The sequence below is a fragment of the Paraburkholderia sp. BR10872 genome (assembly GCF_040965835.1).
Classification (GTDB): Bacteria; Pseudomonadota; Gammaproteobacteria; order Burkholderiales; family Burkholderiaceae; genus Paraburkholderia; species Paraburkholderia nodosa_A.
The window spans coordinates 1-20,105 of record NZ_JBFRCN010000012.1 but is presented as its reverse complement, the minus strand read 5'-3'; the positions used below and the strand labels follow the sequence as shown (position 1 = coordinate 20,105).

Annotated in this window: 16 protein-coding genes; 12 read left to right on the top strand and 4 right to left on the bottom strand. The window is 63.5% G+C overall.

What is annotated here, in order from left to right:
* The first annotated feature begins 227 nt into the window (after positions 1-227).
* The 11 genes from AB4Y43_RS12155 to AB4Y43_RS12105 all read left to right on the top strand — a co-directional run bounded on the left by AB4Y43_RS12155 (position 228) and on the right by AB4Y43_RS12105 (position 15,195).
* Complete coding sequence (locus AB4Y43_RS12155; protein WP_069265701.1) at positions 228-2,150, top strand: PrkA family serine protein kinase; 1,923 nt, start codon at positions 228-230, stop codon at positions 2,148-2,150.
* Positions 2,151-2,325: 175 nt separating this feature from the next.
* A complete protein-coding gene (locus AB4Y43_RS12150) occupies positions 2,326-3,594 on the top strand; it encodes a YeaH/YhbH family protein (protein ID WP_069265702.1) in 1,269 nt (422 codons plus the stop codon).
* A complete protein-coding gene (locus tag AB4Y43_RS12145; protein ID WP_069265703.1) occupies positions 3,591-5,315 on the top strand; it encodes a SpoVR family protein in 1,725 nt (574 codons plus the stop codon). The genes AB4Y43_RS12150 and AB4Y43_RS12145 overlap by 4 nt, the downstream gene beginning before the upstream one ends.
* A 197-nt stretch (positions 5,316-5,512) precedes the next feature.
* Positions 5,513-7,189: a SulP family inorganic anion transporter gene (locus tag AB4Y43_RS12140; protein WP_368617597.1), complete on the top strand. Its 1,677-nt coding sequence runs from the start codon at positions 5,513-5,515 to the stop codon at positions 7,187-7,189.
* Between the two features lie 202 nt (positions 7,190-7,391).
* Positions 7,392-8,795, top strand: coding sequence for a GH1 family beta-glucosidase (locus tag AB4Y43_RS12135; protein WP_368727898.1), 1,404 nt, complete (start codon positions 7,392-7,394; stop codon positions 8,793-8,795).
* Positions 8,796-9,040: 245 nt separating this feature from the next.
* Entirely contained in the window at positions 9,041-10,279 is a 1,239-nt protein-coding gene (locus AB4Y43_RS12130) for an ABC transporter substrate-binding protein (RefSeq protein ID WP_342945773.1), read from the top strand.
* Positions 10,280-10,287: 8 nt separating this feature from the next.
* The gene (locus tag AB4Y43_RS12125; protein WP_368727897.1) at positions 10,288-11,232 is read left to right on the top strand and encodes a carbohydrate ABC transporter permease; all 945 of its coding nucleotides are present in this window, start codon (positions 10,288-10,290) and stop codon (positions 11,230-11,232) included.
* The gene (locus tag AB4Y43_RS12120; protein WP_069265708.1) at positions 11,229-12,158 is read left to right on the top strand and encodes a carbohydrate ABC transporter permease; all 930 of its coding nucleotides are present in this window, start codon (positions 11,229-11,231) and stop codon (positions 12,156-12,158) included. The genes AB4Y43_RS12125 and AB4Y43_RS12120 overlap by 4 nt, the downstream gene beginning before the upstream one ends.
* A 9-nt stretch (positions 12,159-12,167) precedes the next feature.
* Complete coding sequence (locus tag AB4Y43_RS12115; protein WP_342945771.1) at positions 12,168-13,265, top strand: ABC transporter ATP-binding protein; 1,098 nt, start codon at positions 12,168-12,170, stop codon at positions 13,263-13,265.
* Positions 13,266-13,300: 35 nt separating this feature from the next.
* Positions 13,301-14,308 carry a substrate-binding domain-containing protein gene (locus AB4Y43_RS12110; RefSeq protein ID WP_176732901.1) on the top strand — a complete coding sequence of 336 codons (1,008 nt, stop codon included), beginning with the start codon at positions 13,301-13,303 and terminating at the stop codon, positions 14,306-14,308.
* A gap of 116 nt (positions 14,309-14,424) precedes the next feature.
* Positions 14,425-15,195 carry an IclR family transcriptional regulator gene (locus AB4Y43_RS12105; protein WP_069265711.1) on the top strand — a complete coding sequence of 257 codons (771 nt, stop codon included), beginning with the start codon at positions 14,425-14,427 and terminating at the stop codon, positions 15,193-15,195.
* Positions 15,196-15,269: 74 nt separating this feature from the next.
* Here the strand turns inward: AB4Y43_RS12105 and AB4Y43_RS12100 are convergent, their stop codons facing one another.
* Genes AB4Y43_RS12100 through AB4Y43_RS12090 form a run of 3 tightly spaced genes read right to left on the bottom strand, consistent with a single transcriptional unit; the run spans position 15,270 to position 18,775 of the window.
* Complete coding sequence (locus AB4Y43_RS12100) at positions 15,270-16,112, bottom strand: citryl-CoA lyase (RefSeq protein ID WP_368727896.1); 843 nt, start codon at positions 16,110-16,112, stop codon at positions 15,270-15,272.
* Positions 16,113-16,114: 2 nt separating this feature from the next.
* A complete protein-coding gene (locus AB4Y43_RS12095; RefSeq protein ID WP_368606775.1) occupies positions 16,115-17,311 on the bottom strand; it encodes a CaiB/BaiF CoA transferase family protein in 1,197 nt (398 codons plus the stop codon).
* 24 nt (positions 17,312-17,335) lie between these two features.
* Positions 17,336-18,775, bottom strand: a complete 1,440-nt coding sequence (locus AB4Y43_RS12090) for an MFS transporter (protein ID WP_368727895.1) — start codon at positions 18,773-18,775, stop codon at positions 17,336-17,338.
* A gap of 224 nt (positions 18,776-18,999) precedes the next feature.
* On the opposite strand from AB4Y43_RS12090, the gene AB4Y43_RS12085 reads away from it, so the two are divergent.
* The gene (locus AB4Y43_RS12085; RefSeq protein ID WP_368727894.1) at positions 19,000-19,872 is read left to right on the top strand and encodes a DUF2092 domain-containing protein; all 873 of its coding nucleotides are present in this window, start codon (positions 19,000-19,002) and stop codon (positions 19,870-19,872) included.
* A gap of 45 nt (positions 19,873-19,917) precedes the next feature.
* On the opposite strand, the gene AB4Y43_RS12080 is transcribed toward AB4Y43_RS12085, so the two are convergent.
* On the bottom strand, positions 19,918-20,105 hold a 188-nt coding region (locus AB4Y43_RS12080), incomplete at its 5' end, for a hypothetical protein (protein ID WP_368727893.1).

Sequence of the window (20,105 nt, the reverse complement as noted above, 5' to 3'; positions counted from 1 at the left end):
GGAAGGAGCGTGACCCCGGTCTGAAATTTGCACCAGTAGGGAAGATCATTGTAAGTCGTTGTCTGGCGCCCTCCAAGCGCTCAATAATGCTTAGCTTTTGAGGGCACATCAGGCGCGATTTAACGGTGCGAAAAATTTCAAAAGGGTTTAGGATGAATTTGAGCGATGTCGTTTCCGAATAGCGCGCCGCGCACGACATCGGTCGCAGATCTTGGCGAGGAGGTAGCATGGATATCTATAGCAGCTTCGCGACCCGCTTCGAAAAAACGCGAGAGGAGGAGTTCTCGCTCGAGGAGTATCTCGCGCTCTGCAAGGAAGATCCCAATGCGTACGCCACGGCTGGCGAACGCATGCTGACGGCAATCGGCGAACCCGAACAGATCGACACCCGCAACGATCCGCGTCTGTCGCGCATCTTTGCGAACAAGGTCATCAAGGTGTATCCCGCATTCCGCGAGTTCTATGGCATGGAAGACGTGATCGAGCAGGTCGTCGCGTACTTCCGCCATGCGGCGCAAGGACTCGAAGAGAAGAAGCAGATTCTCTATCTGCTCGGTCCGGTGGGCGGCGGCAAGTCCTCCATCGCCGAGCGGCTGAAGCAGCTCATGGAGCGCGTGCCGTTCTACTCGATCAAGGGCTCGCCCGTGAACGAGTCTCCGCTCGGGCTGTTCGACTACGACGAAGATGGCCCGATACTCGAAGAGCAATACGGCATACCGCGCCGTTACCTGCGCAGCATCTTGAGCCCGTGGGCCGTGAAGCGCCTGCACGAATACAACGGCGACATCCGCAAGTTCCGCGTGGTGCGCCGCTTCCCGTCCATCCTGCGCCAGATCGGCATCGCGAAGACCGAACCTGGCGACGAGAACAATCAGGACATCTCGTCGCTCGTCGGCAAGGTGGACATCCGCAAGCTCGAGCAATATGCCCAGGACGACGCCGACGCCTACAGCTACTCGGGCGGCCTGTGTCTCGCGAATCAGGGCCTGCTCGAATTCGTCGAAATGTTCAAGGCGCCGATCAAGGTGCTGCACCCGCTGCTCACGGCCACCCAGGAAGGCAACTTCAAGGGCACCGAAGGATTCGGGGCGATTCCGTTCAACGGCATCATCCTCGCGCACTCGAACGAGTCGGAGTGGAAGGCGTTCCGCAACAACCGCAACAACGAGGCACTGCTCGATCGTATCTTCGTGGTGAAGGTGCCGTACTGCCTGCGCTACTCGGAAGAGATGAAGATCTACGAGAAGCTGTTGCGCAATTCGTCGCTGGCCGAGGCCGTGTGCGCGCCTGGCACGCTGAAGATGATGGCGCAGATGTCGGTGCTCACGCGCCTGCAGGAGCCGGAGAACTCGAGTCTCTTCTCGAAGATGCAGGTGTACGACGGCGAAAACCTCAAGGACACCGATCCAAAAGCGAAGTCGTACCAGGAGTACCGCGACTTCGCGGGCGTGGACGAAGGGATGAACGGGGTTTCGACGCGCTTCGCGTTCAAGATCCTCTCGCGCGTGTTCAACTTCGACTCGACTGAAGTGGCCGCGAATCCGGTGCACCTCATGTATGTGCTCGAACAGCAGATCGAGCGCGAGCAGTTCCCGCCGGAAACCGAGCAGAAGTATCTGTCGTTCGTGAAGGACGTGCTGGCCTCGCGTTACGCGGAGTTCATCGGCAAGGAGATCCAGACCGCCTACCTCGAGTCGTATTCCGAATACGGGCAGAACATCTTCGACCGCTATGTCACGTACGCCGACTTCTGGATTCAGGACCAGGAGTTCCGCGATCACGACACGGGCGAAAGCTTCGATCGCGCGGCATTGAATGCCGAGCTCGAGAAGATCGAGAAGCCCGCGGGCATCAGCAACCCGAAGGACTTCCGCAACGAGATCGTGAATTTCGTGCTGCGTGCGCGTGCGGCCAACGCCGGCAAGAACCCGGCCTGGATCAGCTACGAGAAGCTGCGCGTGGTGATCGAAAAGAAAATGTTTTCGAACACGGAAGAACTTTTGCCGGTCATCTCGTTCAATGCGAAAGGATCGGCGGAAGAGCAGCGCAAGCACGAAGACTTCGTCAACCGCATGGTGGCGAAGGGTTATACGCCGAAGCAGGTCCGGTTGCTCTGCGACTGGTATCTGCGGGTGCGCAAGTCGTCGTGAACGAAGAGGCTTTACCGTCCGAGTGCGCTGCCGCAGTTTTGCGGCGGCGCAAAAGGACCCCCGGCGGGGCGCAGGCGGCGTGGCCATGAGCGGGTGAACGCGGCACGCACGATGGCAGACGCGGCAATGAACACTGCGCACCTCGCCCATTCGCAACTGGAGCGGGAGACTGGATGTGCTTCATCAAATCATCGACCGCAGGCTAGCCGGAAAGAACAAGAGCATTGCTAACCGCGAGCGCTTTTTGCGCCGCGTGAAGAACTATATTCGTCACGCCGTTTCGGAAGCGGTGCGTGACCGCAGCATCAAGGACATACAGAGCAACCAGAGCATCACCATTCCGCGCAAGGACATCGCAGAGCCGTCGTTCCGGCACGGCCCCGGCGGCAAGCGCGAAATGGTTCACCCAGGCAACGAGGACTATATTCGCGGCGACCGCATTCCGCGTCCACAGGGCGGCGGCGGCGGTGGCGGCAGCCAGGCGAGCAACGAGGGCGAAGGTCAGGACGACTTCGTGTTCGAACTCTCCCGCGAAGAATTCATGCAGTACTTCTTCGACGACCTCGAACTGCCGCGCCTCGTCAAAACCCATCTCATGGCCGTGCCAACGTGGAAGAGCATCCGCGCGGGCTGGGCTGCCGAAGGCACGCCGAACAACATCGATGTCGTGAGATCGCTGCGCAGCGCGCTTGGCCGTCGCATCGCGCTCGGTGCGCCGCTCGTCAACGAACTGCACGAACTCGAGGAGCAGCTCGAAGCGCTCAAGGCCGACCCGGCCGACCGGCGTGAAGAAATCGCGCGGCTCGAAGAGCAGATTCATCACCTGCGCGGGCGCATCTGGCGCATTCCGTTCATCGACCCGTTCGATCTGCGTTACGTGAATCGCGTGAAGCAGCCGCAACCGTCGAGCCAGGCCGTGATGTTCTGCCTCATGGACGTGTCGGGCTCGATGGACGAGCAGCGCAAGGACTTGTCCAAGCGCTTCTTCATCCTCCTGTACCTGTTCCTCAAGCGCAATTACGAAAAGATCGAGGTGGTCTTCATTCGCCACCACACGCGTGCCGAAGAAGTGGACGAGGACACCTTCTTTCATTCCACCGAAAGCGGCGGCACGGTCGTGTCGAGCGCACTGGAGCTGATGAAAAAAGTGATCGAGGACCGTTATTCGCCAAGCGACTGGAACATCTACGGCGCACAGGCTTCGGACGGCGACAATTGGACTGACGATTCGCCCAAATGCCGCAAGATTCTCGCGGATGACATACTGCCGCAGGTGCGCTATTTTGCGTATATTCAGGTGACGCCGGAGGAGCAGAACCTCTGGCTCGAATACGCGCAGCTCGCACTCACCGAACCGCATCTGGCGATGAAGAAAGTCGACACCGCGGCGGACATCTACCCGGTGTTCCGGGAGCTTTTCGAAAAGCAGGTGGAGCACTCATGACGACACGCCACCTGCACAATGAGGCGCGCGGCTACCAGCCGGAGCGCCGGAAGACGAGCGGCCACGAAAAAGGGCATCATGGCGAACACGGTGACGAGCGCAAGCCCGGCCACCATGAAGACGCCGAAGCGCCCGGACATGCCGCCGGGGCTGCTCGCCACAAGGAGCATGGGCTCGCCCAGCAAAGGGAAGTGCAAATGAACGTAGCCGACAAACGGCCGTTGCCGTGCCCCTCCGACTGGACCTTCGAACTCATCGAGGAGTACGACACTCATATCTCGCATGTTGCAGAGCAATACGAACTGGATGTTTATCCGATCCAGCTCGAACTGATCAGCGCCGAGCAGATGATGGACGCCTATGCGTCCGTTGGCATGCCGGTGAACTATCGCCACTGGTCATTCGGCAAGCACTTTCTCTCCACCGAAAAGAGCTATCGCCGCGGCCAGATGGGCCTCGCCTACGAGATCGTCATCAACTCCAACCCCTGCATCGCGTATCTCATGGAAGAGAACACCATGACGATGCAGGCGCTCGTGATCGCGCACGCCGCGTACGGGCACAACTCGTTCTTCAAGGGCAACTATCTGTTCCGTCTCTGGACGGACGCGCACGCCATCATCGATTACCTCGTGTATGCGAAGAATTACATCGCCGAATGCGAGGAGCGTTATGGTCTCGACCGCGTGGAAGAGTTGCTCGACTCGTGCCACGCGCTCATGAATTACGGCGTAGACCGCTACAAACGTCCGCAAAAGCTGTCGCTCGAGCGCGAGGCCGCATTGCGCCGGGAACGCGAGGCTTATCTGCAGTCCCAGGTCAATGAACTATGGCGCACGCTGCCGAAGCAGCAAATGCCCGTTGCCGAGGAGATCGACGAGCGCTTTCCGCCGGAGCCGCAGGAAAACCTGCTGTATTTCGCCGAAAAGAACTCGCCGCTGCTCGAGCCGTGGGAGCGCGAAGTCATACGCATCGTGCGCAAGATCGGGCAGTACTTCTATCCGCAGCGGCAAACGCAGGTCATGAACGAAGGCTGGGCCACATTCTGGCATTACACGCTGCTCAACACGCTCTATACGCAGGGCAAGCTCGAAGACGGCTTCATGATGGAGTTCCTGCATTCGCACAGCAACGTAATCTATCAGCCGCCGGTGACGAAGCCGTATTACAGCGGCATCAATCCGTATGCGCTCGGCTTTTCGATGATGAGCGACATTCGCCGCATCTGCGAGAACCCCACGGAGGAGGACCGCAAGTGGTTCCCCGAGCTGGCCGGCAGTCCGTGGCTCAAGGCGCTGCACTATGCCATGCGCAACTTCAAGGACGAGAGCTTCGTGGCGCAATACCTGTCGCCGCATCTGATCCGCGAAATGCGGCTCTTCTCGGTGCTCGACGACGACATGCGCGATGCACTCGAAGTCTCGGCCATCCACGACGAAAGCGGCTACCAGTACGTGCGCCAGGCGCTCTCGCGTCAGTACGACATGCATCACCGCGAACCGAATATTCAGGTGTGGTCGGTGAACACGCGCGGCGATCGTAGCCTCACGCTGCGTCACTTCATGAGCGACAATCGCCATCTATCGGGTGACACCGACGAAGTGCTGCGCCACATGGCGCGCCTCTGGCAGTTCGACGTGTTCCTCGAAAGCGTGGATGAGAACGGCACGGTACGAAAACGCTACGAATGCCGTTATATGCCGCCGCCGATTCGGGTATAGCCATCGCGCTGCGTGACGCGGTTGAGCGGATCAGTCATGAGGCCAGCCTGCGGGCTGGCCTCTTTCATTGATGCGCGAGCAACGACGTTGCAATCGAACACGTACTGGAACGCGCCCGCGCGCTAACATACTGCGCCAGTGAGCCCGCAGCTAAAAAAAACACCGCCCGAAGAGGCGGATTTCGAAAGGATGGCGTAATGGCGTTTGAACTGTTTCGCGGCGTGCGTCCGCTGTCTCGTGCGTCTGCATTGCGTGATGCGCTCGCCGGCGTGCAGCTTGCCTCGATGAACGTGCCGCAACTGCTTGGCTATGCGCGCATCGCGGGCATGCCTGCCGTCACCGGTCTGTACACAGGCTTTCTGCCGCTCGTTGCGTTTGCACTCTTTGGCGCGTCGCGCCATCTCGTGGTTGCCGCCGATTCCGCCACGGCCACCATTTTCGCGAGCCGTCTCACGACCATGGCAGCGCCTTCGAGCGCTGAGTATGTCGCGCTCGCGGGCATGACCGCCTTGCTCACGGCCGTGATGTTGTTGATCGCACGCCTGTTTCGGCTCGGCTTTCTCGCGGACTTTCTCTCGCGCACCGTCCTCGCAGGTTTTCTCACGGGCGTGGGCGTGCAAGTGGGCGTGGCGATGCTCGGCGACATGCTTGGCATTACTGTCAATTCACGCCGCACGGTCCTGCAGATCAAGCAGATCGTCACGCAACTGGGCACGATTCACTGGCAGACGCTTGCCATCGCCGCGGTGGTCGTGGCGGCGATTCTGGTCTTCAAGACGTACCGGCCGCGCTGGCCGGTGCCGCTCGTCGCCGTGGCGGGCAGCATCGCCGCGAGCGCCATGCTGAACTTCGCGGCCCACGGCATTTCGGTGATCGGGCCAGTGCAGGGCGGCTTGCCGCGCCTGAGCTTTCCCGCGGTGGGCTGGTTCCAGATGATCGATCTGCTGCAGGTGGCGGCGTCGTGCTTCGTCATCATCGTCGCGCAAAGCGCCGCCACGAGCCGCGCGTTTGCCGAGCGCTACGGCGAGCGCACCGACGAAGACACCAATCTCCTCGGCCTCGCGGCGGCCAATGCGGCGGCTTCGATGAGCGGCGCGTTCGTCGTGAACGGCAGCCTCACGCAGACCGCCATGGCCGATCAGGCCGGCGCGCGCAGCCAGTTCGCGCAGCTCGTGTTCGCGGGCGTCGTGCTCGTGGTGCTGTTGTTCTTCAGCCACCTGCTGCAATATCTGCCGCACTGCGTGCTGGCCGCGATCGTCTTCACGATTGCCGTGGGGCTCGTGAACATTCGCCAGCTGATCGACATTCGCCGCGAAAGTCCCGGCGAATTCCGGCTCGCGGTGACGACGGCGCTCGCCGTCGTCGTGATCGGCGTGGAGAACGGTATCCTCATCGCGATCGGCCTGTCGTTACTGCGCCACGTGCGCCATAGCTACCGGCCGCACACCATGGTGCTCGTGCCGAACGACGAGGGGCACTGGCTGCCCGAGCCCGCGCAAGCGGGCCAGCTCACGGCGGCAGGGCTGATCGTCTATCGCTTCGGTGCGGACCTGTTCTATGCGAACGACCATTTGTTCGTCGACGAACTGCGCATGCTGATCGATCGCGCGCCGTCGCCCGTGCACTGCGTGGTCGTGGACGCGGGGGCGATCACCGATCTCGACTATTCCGCGGGGCGCTCCGTCATCGACCTCTGCGCGGAACTCGCGGAGCGCGGCGTGAAGGTGATTTTCGGGCGCGTGAACCGCTATCTGCTTTCGGACATGGATCGGCATGGCATCACGGCCGTGGTGGGCCGTGCGAACATCTTCCCGACCCTGCACGAAGCGCTCGCGGCGGTGCGTCCCGAACTGGAGTCGCGCTCGGATGCGTGACGCCCGTGTAGCCATGCTACAAGCCAGACGAGCGTGTAGTGCGGAAAACGTGTGAAGAAGCTACATAATAACGTCCATAAAAACCCCGATTGCCCGCCGGAATTCGCCGCTGCTATTGTGCGCCTCAAGCGCTGTGGAAGCGCTTCCACTCCAACCTGATCCGGCTACCCAGAACGCCGGTGACTTCCGCGCAGGAGGCTTCGTGACTCAGGACACCGCATTGCCGCATTCCGCCGCCGCAGTTGCCGACGATCCTTTCACTCCGCCCGCCAGCTCTGCACTGTGGCGCAGCGACTTCCTCCTGGGCGCGGCCACGGCTTCGTATCAGATCGAAGGCGCCATTCACGAGGACGGGCGCATCCCCTCGATCTGGGACACGTTCAGCGCCACGCCGGGCAAGGTGCTCGCGGGCGACACGGGCGCCGTGGCCTGCGACCACTATCACCGTTGGGAGTCCGATCTCGATTTGCTCGAGAGCCTTAACTTCGAGGCCTATCGCTTTTCGATCGCGTGGCCGCGCGTGATGGACGAGGCGGGCCGGCCCAATGCCAAAGGCATCGCCTTCTACAAGCGCTTGCTGGAGCGCCTGAGGAAGAAGGGCGTGCGCACCTTTGCCACGCTCTACCACTGGGACCTGCCGCAGCATCTGGAAGATCGCGGCGGCTGGCTCAATCGCGACACCGCATACCGCTTCGCCGACTACGCCGACCTCATGAGCCGCGAACTGTCCGGCCTCGTCGACGCATGGATGACGCTCAACGAGCCGTGGTGCTCGGCGTACCTCGGCTACGGCAACGGCCATCACGCGCCGGGCCTCGCGAACGGCCGCTATGCCACCCAGGCGATGCATCATCTGCTGCTCGGCCACGGCCTCGCTACCGGCGTGCTGCGCGCGAACGATCCGGGCTCGACCAAGGGCATCGTGGCGAACGTGGGACGCGGCACGCCCGATTCCTCGTCGCCGGAAGATGTGCGCGCCGCACGCCGCTTCGAAGTGCAGCACAACGCGTGGATTCTCGATCCGCTGCTCAAGGGCGCGTACCCCGAAGAACTCTTCGAGCTGTGGCCGGGCACCGAGCCGCTCGTGCTCGAAGGCGACATGAAGACGATCTCGGCGCCGCTCGATTTCCTCGGCATCAACTACTATTTCCGCACCAACGTGAAGAGCGACGGCGCGCACGGCTTCGTCGAAGTGCCGCTGAAGGACGTCGAGCGCACGCAGATGGGGTGGGAGGTTCACCCCGACGGTCTGCGCGACCTGCTGATCGGTTTCGGTCGCACCTACGAGAACCTGCCGCCGATCTATATCACCGAGAACGGCATGGCTTCGGACGACCGCGTGAGCGAAGGCGAGGTCAACGATACGCAACGCATCTCGTTCCTCAAGCGCCATCTCGCCGCGGTGGACGCCGCGATCAAGGCGGGCGTGGACGTGCGCGGCTATTTCGTCTGGTCGCTGCTCGACAACTTCGAATGGGCGTTTGGCTATGAGCGGCGCTTCGGTGTCGTGCATGTCGATTACGACACGCAGGTTCGCACGCCCAAGCGCAGTGCGGAACTCATTGCGCGTTTCATCGCGCAGCGGCGCGCGCTCGACGGCGCTTGATGGCACATCAAGGGCGCTTGACAGGGTTACCGAGCAAGGGCAACAACTAGCGTGACAACCACGGCAGGGCATGCGACGCTCGGGCATGCCGTACGACGCGCCGTGGGCCGACGAAATTTCCAACCCAAAAGCTTTTGCAGACCAACCCGGAGCAACCGGAGCCCTGCATGGGCCCGACGCCGGTGCCGAAAGCACTGACGCCAGGCGACAGCTGAAGCGCCAGCTCCGGATCGACAGGAGACGCAATGAAGCACAACGCACCCGTTCTGCGCGGCATCGTGGCCGCTCTCGCGCTGGCCGGCGCGCTCGCGGCCCACGCCGCGGAGCCGCTGAAGGCCAACGTGATTCACTGGTGGACGTCGGGCGGCGAGTCGGCCGCGATCAAGCAGTTCGCGCTTGCCTACGATCAGGCGGGTGGAAAGTGGGTGGACAACGCGATCGCCGGCGGGGACCAGGCGCGCGCAACGGCAATCAACCGCATCGTGGGCGGCGATCCGCCCACCGCTGCGCAGTTCAATACGTCCAGGCAGTTTCACGATCTCATCGACCAGGGACTCCTGAACAATGTCGATGCGGTCGCAACGAAGGAGAACTGGAGTGCCAGCTTCCCTGAATCGATTCTCACGGCGATCAAGGTCAAAGGGCACTACTATGCCGCGCCCGTGAACATCCACATGCAGGACTGGTTCTTCTATTCCAAGCCCGCGTTCGCCAAGGCCGGGATCAAGGGCGAACCGCAGAATTTCGACGAACTCTTCGCCGATCTCGACAAGCTCAAGTCGGCTGGGGTGATTCCGCTCGCGCTGGGTGGGCAGGCATGGCAGGAGAAGATCACCTTCGACGCCATCTTCGCCGACATGGACCGCGATCTCTACATGAAGGTGTACCGCGACCGCGACGCGAACGCCGTGAATTCGCCCGCGTTCCGCAACGTGCTCACGACCTTCAAGCGGCTGCATAATTACGTGGATCCGGGCTCGCCTGGCCGCAACTGGAACGACGCCACGGCGCTCGTGATTTCCGGCAAGGCGGGCATGCAGATCATGGGCGACTGGGCCAAGGGCGAGTTTTCTGCCGCGAACCAGGTGGCGGGCAAGGACTTCGGATGCTTCCCCGGTTTTCCGAAGTCGCCGTACATGATCGCCGGCGACGTGTTCGTGTTCCCGAAGACCGACAATCCCGAGCAGGTCAAGGCGCAGCAACTGCTCGCCACGGTGATGACCTCGCCTGCGGCACAGGTCGCGTTCAACCAGAAGAAGGGCTCGATTCCGATTCGCCCCGACGTGGACACCTCGGGCTTCGACATCTGCGCGAAGGAGGGCATGACGATCATGAAGGACAAGTCGCGGCAACTGCCGAATCCGGAAATGCTGATTCCGCCTGATGTCCAGGGCGCGCTGCAGGACGTCATCACGAACTTCTGGAACAAGAACCAGTCGGCCGAAGACGCGCAGAAAGCCTTTGCCACGGCAATCCAGAGCTGAGCGCAACCATGTACGCCGCCAAGCTGCACCCGGCCAAACGCCAAGCGGGGCAAGTGCGCAGCGCGCGCCCCGCGCGGCGGCGGCTCTCGCTCGCCGCCTGGATCGCGCTCGCGCCGATGGCGGCGACGGTCCTGTTCGCGTATCTCGGCACCATGCTGTGGACGGCGCGCGTCTCGCTCAGCCTCTCGCGCTCGCTGCCCACCAATACCTTCGCGGGCGTGACGCAGTACGTGCGGCTCTTCCAGAACGACCGCTGGATCCTGTCGCTGCAAAATCTCGTGATCTACGGCCTGTGCTTCATCGCGGCGTGCCTCGCGATCGGGCTACTGCTCGCGATCTTCATCGACCAGCGCGTCGTGGCGGAAGGCGCGCTGCGCACGGTGTTTCTCTATCCCTATGCGATGTCGTTCGTCGCAACGGGCCTCGTCTGGCAGTGGATCCTCAACCCCGAACTCGGCGTGCAGGCCGTGCTGCGGCACATGGGATTCGAGCACGCGCGCTTCGACTGGATCGTCACGCAGCGCTTCGCGATCTACACGCTCGTGATCGCCACCGTGTGGCAGGCCTCGGGTCTCGTGATGGCGCTGATGCTCGCGGGGCTGCGCGGCATCGACGACGAAATATGGAAGGCCGCGCGCCTCGACGGCATTCCGCGCTGGCGCGTGTACGCGAGCATCGTCGTGCCGATGCTCAAGACCTCGCTTTCCACGGCATTCGTGCTGCTCTTCGTGATGGTCGTGAAACTTTACGACGCCGTGGTCGCGATGACCCAGGGCGGCCCCGGCACCGCGAGCGAGGTGCCGGCGAAATTCATCATGGATTACCTGTTCAATCGCGCGAACATCGGGCTCGCCTCGGCAGCGTCGATCGTGCTGCTCGCTACGGTCCTCGCGATTCTTGCGCCATTCTTCTACGCGCGCAGCCGCGCGGCGCTCAGAGGAGACCGGGCATGAGCACGCCTTTGGCCGATTCGCTGCGTCCCGCGCCCGCTTCCGCGCGTGCGGCGCAAAAGCGGCGCAAGCCGCGCAGCCGCTTCACGCCCGCGCGGCTCGGCGTCTATGCGTTTCTGTTCACGGCGGCGCTGTTCTTCCTGCTGCCGCTCTATGTGATGCTGGTGACTTCGGTCAAGCCGATGACCGAGATCCGCCTCGGTCATCTGCTCGCACTGCCGGTGCAGTGGACGCTCGCGCCGTGGCGCGACGCGTGGTCCTCCGCGTGCACGGGGCTCGACTGCAGCGGCATTCGCGTGGGCTTCTGGAATTCGGTGCGCATCGTCGTGCCGAGCACGGTCATCTCCATTGCCGTGGGCGCCGTGAACGGTTACGCGCTGTCGTTCTGGCGGCCGCGCGGCGCGGGCGTGCTGTTCGGCATTCTGCTCGCGGGCGCGTTCATTCCCGTGCAGGTGATGGTGTACCCGCTCGTGCGCGTGCTGGCCTTCGTGCATCTGTTCAGTTCGCTGCCGGGCATCGTCCTGATACACACGATCTTCGGCATGCCGGTCATGACGCTCCTGTTCCGCAACTACTATGCGTCGTTGCCACAGGAGCTGTTCAAGGCCGCGCGCATCGACGGCGGCGGGTTCTGGCGCATCTTCATGCAGCTCATGCTGCCGATGTCGGTGCCGATCATTGTCGTGGCGATCATCATGCAGGTCACCGGCATCTGGAACGACTACATTCTCGGCCTCGTGTTCGCGGGCACGAGAAACCTGCCGATGACGGTGCAACTGAACAACATCATCAACACGACGACCGGCGAGCGTATCTATAACGTCAACATGGCCGCGACGATCCTCACGTCGGCCGTGCCGCTCGCGATCTACTTCATTTCGGGGCGCTGGTTCGTGCGCGGCATCGCCTCGGGCGCGGTGAAAGGCTAGGAGCAGGGCATGGGCAATCTCACGAACGTTTCCGTACGCAACCTGCGCATCGACCTCGGCGCGAACACGGTGATCGACGAACTCGATCTCGATGTGCGCGCAGGCGAGTTCGTCGTGTTGCTCGGACCTTCGGGCTGTGGCAAATCCACCTTGCTGCACAGCATCGCGGGCCTCGTCGACGTGACCGACGGCAGCATCGAGATCGGCGGCGAGGACATGACGTGGGCCGACCCGAAGGATCGGGGCGTGGCGCTCGTGTTCCAGTCGTACGCGCTCTATCCGACCATGAACGTGGAGCGCAATCTCTCGTTCGCACTGCGTATCAATGGCACGCCGAAGGCGGAGATCGACCGCCGCGTGAAGCGCGCCGCCGACATGCTGCAGCTCGGGCCACTGCTTTCGCGCAAACCCGCGCAGCTCTCGGGTGGCCAGCGCCAGCGTGTGGCGATCGGGCGCGCACTCGTACGCGAGGCGGACGTGTTCCTGTTCGACGAGCCGCTCTCGAATCTCGACGCCAAGCTGCGCACCGAATTGCGCCGCGAACTCAAGCAGTTGCATCAGCAACTCGGCGCGACGATGATCTACGTGACGCACGACCAGGTCGAGGCGATGACGCTCGCCACGCGCATGGCGGTGATGAAGGGCGGGGCGATCCAGCAGTTCGGCACACCGGCCGAAGTCTACGCGCGCCCAGAGAACCTGTTCGTCGCGACCTTCCTCGGCGCGCCGCCGATGAACCTGCTGCGTGGCAGGCTCGAAGCCGACGAAGGCCGGCTGCGCTTTCGCGGGTCAGGCCTCGACGTGGATGTGTCGGCTTACGCGTTCAAGGGCACGCCGGATCCGACACGCCCCTGCGTGCTCGGCGTGCGCCCGGAAGACGTGCGTGCAGGCGGTGCAGTGCGCCCGCACGAGGCGTCGTGGGAAGGCCACTTGACGCTCGTGGAGCCCATGGGCAATCATCGTGTCCTGTGGATCGAGCATCAGGGGGGGCAGATCGCGTCGATCGATCAGGACAAGACGCCGCTGGCGAGTGGGGCGGCGGTGCCGTTCTCCATCGACGGTGCGCATGTTTCGCTATTCGACGAAGAAACCGGCGCACGCATTTGATGCACACAACCGATAAAGACAGAGAGGCCAGGAACGTGGCGACCCTGAAAGACGTGGCGGCGTTGGCCGGCGTGGGCCTTTCGACAGCTTCGCGGGCGATATCGGGCAACGGCCCGGTGTCGGCAGAAGCAGCCGCGCGCGTGCAGGCTGCGATCGAACAGCTCAATTTCCGGCCTTCGTCCATCGGGCGGGCGATGGCCACGAAGTCGCTCGGCATCATCGGTATCTTCGTACCGACGTTTTTCGGCTCGTACTACGGCACTATCCTGAAGGAAACCGACACGCAGCTGCGCGCCGTGCGGCGTCATGTGGTGGTGGCCACCGGTTGCGGTGAAGCCTCGCCGCGCGAGCAGGCCATCGAGGCCGTGCGCTTCCTCATCGGCCGCGATTGCGACGGCGTCGTGGTCATCAGCCACGATCTGTACGACGACGACCTGCAGATGCTGCACGCCATGCACCCGCGCATGGCCTTCCTGAACCGCTCATTCGATCAGTTACCCGAAGCATCGTTTTGCGCCGATCACTTTCACGGCGGCGAGATGGCAGCCCGCACGCTCATCGAGCACGGCCATCGCGAGCTTGCGGTGATCGGCGGCCCGTCAACGTCCTCGGACAATGCGGCGCGTCTGCATGGTTTTTTCGCCGAGCTGGCGCGTCACGGCATCGAGCGCAGAACCGTGCCGCATATCGTCTCGGACTTCTCGCCCGAGGGCGGCTATGTGGCGGCCGGGACGCTGCTCGAACGCAAACATCGCTTCACCGGGCTTTTCTGCGCGAACGACACGATGGCCATGAGTGCGCTCGCGCGTCTGCAGCAGGCAGGGTTGCGCGTGCCCCACGACGTTTCGGTGATCGGCTACGACGACGATTATTCGGCGGCCTACATGGCGCCTGCGCTGACCTCGGTGCACATTCCCACAGCGGAGCTCACGCGCAATGCGGTGCGCTGGCTCATCAACCAGTGCTACGGCACGCAGTGGCCGATCGAGCGCACGTTTCCCGTAAGCGTGACGCTGCGCGATTCGGTGGCGCGGGCGAAGTAACGCGCGCGTCCCGTGCAACGAGCAGCAGCGCTGGAGTCGAAGGTGAGGGGGGCGCACCCGGGAGACGGCAAGTCGCGTAAAATCGGACGCATTCCCAATCCCCACGTTTTCCATTCATGCCCGCGCAAGACCCGGCTGGTACGGTCAAGAAAGAAGAAGGCGTCGCTGTCATCGACCGCGCGTGTGCCATCCTGTTTGCGTTTCGCCCCGGAGACAGCGCGCTCACGCTCGCCGAACTCGCAGCGCGCACGGGCCTCTATAAAAGCACGTTGCTGCGGCTGGCCGGTGCGCTGATTCAGCATCGCCTGCTGCTGCGCCTCGACGACGGCCGCTACCAGCTCGGCCCCGCCACGTTCGCGCTGGGCGCGCTCTATCAGCGCGGTCTCAACATGGGCGACATTCTGCTGCCGCTCATGCGTGAACTGGCCGCGGCGAGCGGCGAGAGCGTTTCGTTCTACGTGCGTGACAACGCGGTGCGCGTGTGCCTGCATCGCGTCGATTCGCATCATGTGGTGCGTCACCATGTGCGAGAGGGCGACGTGCTGCCGCTCGAAAGCGGATCTGGCGGCCGCGCGCTGCTGGCATTCGGCGGCGAACCGGGCGAGCCGTTCGAGACCATTCGCCACGACTTCTACTGCATCTCGATCGGTGAGCGCGACCGCGAAACCGCCGGCGTGTCCATGCCCGTGTTCGGCGTTCACGACACCTTGCGTGGCGTGCTCACGCTCGCCGGGCCGAGTTCGCGTATCGACGCGGCGTTCGTCGAGCGCCATCTCGACGCGCTGTTCGAGTGCGCGATACGCGCTACCGACGCGCTCGGCGGCGACTCGCGCGCGCTGCGCGCCGCCCAACGTGCGCACGCCGCGCACGCACGTCAGGACGCCTGAAGCCACGCGCAGCTAGCGCAAACATTGCAGGCGCAAAGCACCGTTTGCACACGGTCGTTTTCACGGGGCGTTGATCAGGACTGCTCCAGATGTCGCTCCGGCGCGCCAGTATAGGCATACGGAATCTGACGCGGCATGGGCCCCTTGTTACGCTCGCCGCGCCCGCGCTGCTCCCACGCATGCGCGAGGATGCCCACCGCGCGAGAGAGGCAAAACACGCCGCGCGCCAGTTCGGGCGCAAAGCCCAGTTCGGCGTAGATAACGGCCGTTACGCCGTCGATGTTTATCGGCACGGGGCGGTCCTTGCGCTTTTTCAGCAACGCTTCGATGCCGCGTGCAATCGCGGCGTAGCGGCCCTTGATGGTGCCCGACGCCACACGTGCGTCGACGAGCGCGAGCAACCGTCCGGCGCGCGGATCGACCGGATGGAAGCGATGGCCGAAGCCCGGGAGATACTTGCCGTGACTGGCAATGAACTCGTCGACGCCGGCTTCGACCGCGGCTTCGAATGGGGCGCCTGCCACGATGCGCGCGGCGATGTCGGCATAGAGTTCGACCGCCTGCTGGCCGGCGCCGCCGTGCACGTCGTCGAGTGCGTTGAGCGCCGAGGCCATTGCGCCGTTGATCGGCAAGCCGCAGCTCGTGGCCATGCGCGAGATCGCGATCGAAGGAGCGTGTGGCCCGTGATCGACCGAGGCCACGAGCGCCGCTTCGAGCAGCGTGGCCTCTTCGTCGCCGGGCAGTTCGCCGCGCAGCATCAGCCAGATCATCTGCGGGAAACTCACGCTGCCGATCAGCTCCTGGATCGGATAGCCGCGCACCTTGATGGAGCCCGGATGGATGTCGATGATCGAGGTGCTCCAGTAGTCGGCGCATAGGGCGGCGAGATCGGGCGTGGCTGTATTCGTCGTCGGCATGGTCAGATCACTCCGTCATCGTGGAGAGCTTCGATTTGGGCGGCTTCGTAACCGAGTTGTGCGAGCGTTTCGCGCGTGTGGGCGCCAAGAACCGGCGCGGGCGTGGCGGGCGCGGCGTCGGCATCGGCGAGCCGCAGGCCCGCGCGCGTCACGCGTTGCGCGGCTTCGCCTTGTGCCGGTTCGAACTCGCGTATGAAGCGCCGTTCGGCCAGATGCGGATGCGCGAGGATTTCGGGCACCGAGAGCACGCGGCCCACGGGCACGCCGCGCTCGAGCAGGCGCGTTTCCCAGTTGGCCGCGCTGTCTGGGGCGAGCGCGGTTTCGATCTCGGCCTTGAGCGCTTCGCGATGCTGCTTGCGCGAATGGCGCGCGGAGAAGCGCGCGTCGCGCGGCAGGTCCGGGCGGCCGATCACCTCGCACAGGCTTTCGAACTGGCGCGTTTCGTTTGCCGCAATATTGAGCAGCCCCGCGCCCGTGCGGAAGGTGCCCGACGGCGCGGCCGTGAAATTCTCGTTGCCCATCGGCGCGGGCTCGACGCCGGCGTTCAGGTAGTTCGACACGACCCAGCCCATGCTCGCGAGCGTGGCTTCGAGCATCGAAACGTCGAGGCGCCGCCCGCGGCCGCTCGTTCGCGCGTCGACGAGCGCCGCGCAAATGCCGAATGCGGCGGTGAGGCCGCCCACGGTATCGGAGACGGGATAGCCTACGCGCAGCGGCGCGCTGTGCGCGTCGCCCGTCACGCTCATCACGCCGGACATGCCCTGAATGATCTGGTCGTAGGCCGGGCGGCGCGACAGCTCGCCTTCATCGCCGAAACCGGAAATCGCACAGTAGACCAGCGCCGGATTCACTTTGGATAACTGATCGTAGCCGAGTTCGAGGCGGTCCATCACGCCGGGCCGGAAGTTTTCGACGAGCACGTCGGCGTGGCGTACCAGATCGAGCAAAATGGCCTTGCCGCGCGGGTCTTTCAGGTTCAGCGTGATCGAGCGCTTGCCCGCATTCACGGCCACGAACGACGCGCCCATATTGCGCGCCGCGGCGTCCTTGTCGGCCCCGAGGCGGCGCGCCAGGTCGCCGCCTTCAGGATGCTCGACCTTGGTGACTTCGGCGCCGAAGAGCGCGAGTTGATAGGCGCAGAAGGGACCCGCGAGCACATTCGACAGATCCAGGACGCGCACGCCGGCTAACGGGAGCATGGTTACCGCCTCGTATTGGAAAAATTAGTGGGAGATGTCGTCGAGCGCGCGATTCTTCGTGTGCGGCCCGAAGATGCCAATGGCCGCCATCACCACGATCATCGCGCCGGTAATCAGCGCGAAAACGCCTGGCACCCCGAAGTGGCGCAACGCGAACGCGATCATGAAGCCCGAGAACATCGCGGAAAGACGCGACATCGAATAGACAAAGCCAACAGCGGTGGCGCGCATGCGCGTGGGGAAGAGCTCGACCTGGTACGCGTGGTAGCCGACCGAGAGGAGGGTACCGCCCAGCGTAATGAGCACACCGAGGAACATGAGCATGCCGGCCGAGGTTTGCATGGCGAACAGCGTGCCGCAGACGGCGATGGCGAGCGCGGAGAGTACGACGAGCGTCTTGCGCTCGATGCGGTCGGCAATCGCCATGCCGAGCAGCGGCCCGAACGGATTCGACGCCGCGATCACGAACGAGTAGAGCAGGCTGTGCGTGACCGTGACGCCCTTGGAAACGAGCAGCGTCGGCACCCACGAGGCGAAGCCGTAGAAGCCGATGGCCTGAAACAGATTGAAGACGAGCAGCGTGATCGTGCGGCGGCGGTAAGGCGGCTGCCAGATCTCGGCGAAACGCGCCTTGGCAAGTGTTTGCGCGCTGGCAGGTTCCACGACAGGCGCAGGCAGCGAGCGACCGTGCTGCGCCTCGATCTTCGCTTCGAGCCTCGCGAGAATGCGTGCAGCTTCCTCGGTGCGGCCGCGCTGCGCGAGCCAGCGCGCGCTCTCGGGCACGCGACGGCGGATCGCCCAGGCGATGAGCGCGCCGAACGCGCCGAACATCACGACCCAGCGCCAGCCGTCGAAGCCGAGCGGCGCGCGCGGCACGAACCACCACGCAAGCAACGCAACGGCCGGCACTGCCGTGTACTGCACCAGATGCACGAACGCGAACGCGCGGCCGCGCATGTGCTTGGGCACGAGTTCGCTCACGTAGGTGTCGATGGTGACGAGTTCGACGCCCACGCCAATGCCCGCGATGAGGCGCCACAGGTTGATGCCGGGCGCGCCCGTCTGCAGCGCCATGATGCATGTCGCCACCGAATACCAGAGCAACGATGCGGTGAACAGCGTGCGGCGGCCATAGCGGTCGGCGAGACCTGTCAAGCAGAACGTGCCGATGAAGAGCCCCGCGAACGACGCCGCGACGAAGGCGCCGAGACCCGAGAAGCCGAAGAACGAAGCCGTGGTGGTCGAGTAGAGACCGCTTTTCACGAGGCCCGGCCCGACATAGGCCGTGAAGAACAGATCGTAGAACTCGAACCAGCCGCCCAGCGAAAGCAGGAGCACGAGCGTCCAGATGGCGCGGGTGGCCGGCAGGCGGTCAATGCGCGCGTTGATCTCGGCGGCACTGACGGGCGCGGCGGCATGGTCCCGGAGCGACGCGCGTGTCGCTCCGATTGGCAAGCTGGACATCGGAATCTCCTGAACGCTTCGTTTGCGTGTCTGTCAGTTCTGTTTGACAGAACGTCGTTCTAAAAATATGGGTCGATGATACTGCGAGGCGGTGGGCCAACCGACCAGGGCTTTTACTGAGTCGTGCATGCAGGGAGAGGCGACGTGTGCCTCACAGCGGTCCACTGGGCATGCCGTGTGCTCCAAGCCCGTCGTTTTATGCGGATGCTCAGTCAGGAGACGTCTTGAAGAAGAAAGTCTTTTCCGGGGTTCCTGCCGAGTTCGCCTTGTCGCTCTGCGCCGCTATTGCGCTCTCCGGCTGTGCGCATCCGGAGAGCGGGGGCTACACGCAGGCGCAATCGAATGTTCCATCGCCGCTCACCGATCTCGATAACGGCGAGGGAACCGCCGCCGCGAACACGCCGCAGGCAGCCGTCGATGCGCAGGCGCTCGACGCGCTCAATGCCATGGGCGCTTATCTGCGCACGTTGCGCAAGTTCGAGGTCAACGCGGACACGTCGACCGACGTCGTGCTCGACAACGGCCAGAACGCCGCGTTGCTGCGCCATACGGTGCTCGAGGTCAAGCGGCCCGACCGGCTGCGCGCCGAAATCACGGGCAACGGCAACTTGCGCGGGCTGGTCTATGACGGACGCGAATTCATGACCTTCAATGAAAAGAAGGGCTTTTACACGCGCAATGACGCGCCACCGACGCTCGATGGCCTCGTACGTGAGCTCGCGAACACCTGGCGTATCGAGGCGCCGCTCGCGGAGCTTTTCTATTGGGGCAACGGCAAGGACGACAACGCGGCGATCACGGCGGCGCAGGTGCTCAGCGTCGAAAAGGTCGATGCGCGCCGGTGCACGCATTACGCGTTTCAGCAGCGTGGGGCCGACTGGGAAATGTGGATCGAGCAGGGACGGCGACCGCTGCCGTGCCATCTGGTCGTGACCGACACGACCCAGCCTTCGAGGCCGCGTCATGAAGTGACGTACCACTGGAATCTGGCGCCGTCGTTCGTCGCATCGACATTCGCGTTGCATGCGAAACCCGGTGCGAAGCGAATCGAACTGGAGCCGGCTGCCGTGCGGCCTTCGTTCGAGGAAGCTCAATGACAGAGCGGCGCAAGCTTGGCAGGTGGCGCCGCCCGTGGATTTTTCTTATTTAACATAAGATAAATTATCGCAGTTATATAGTGTACGGGCTAAGTTGTAGTGTCCGCTTTTAGCCAAGTTCAGATGTCCGCTTTTTGGACGATCGTAAGCTAACAGATCGCTGGGAATCCAGTGTTTGGGAGCTTTAATGGCGGCAACAGAACGGATAACAATGACGATGCGCGAGCTGGACA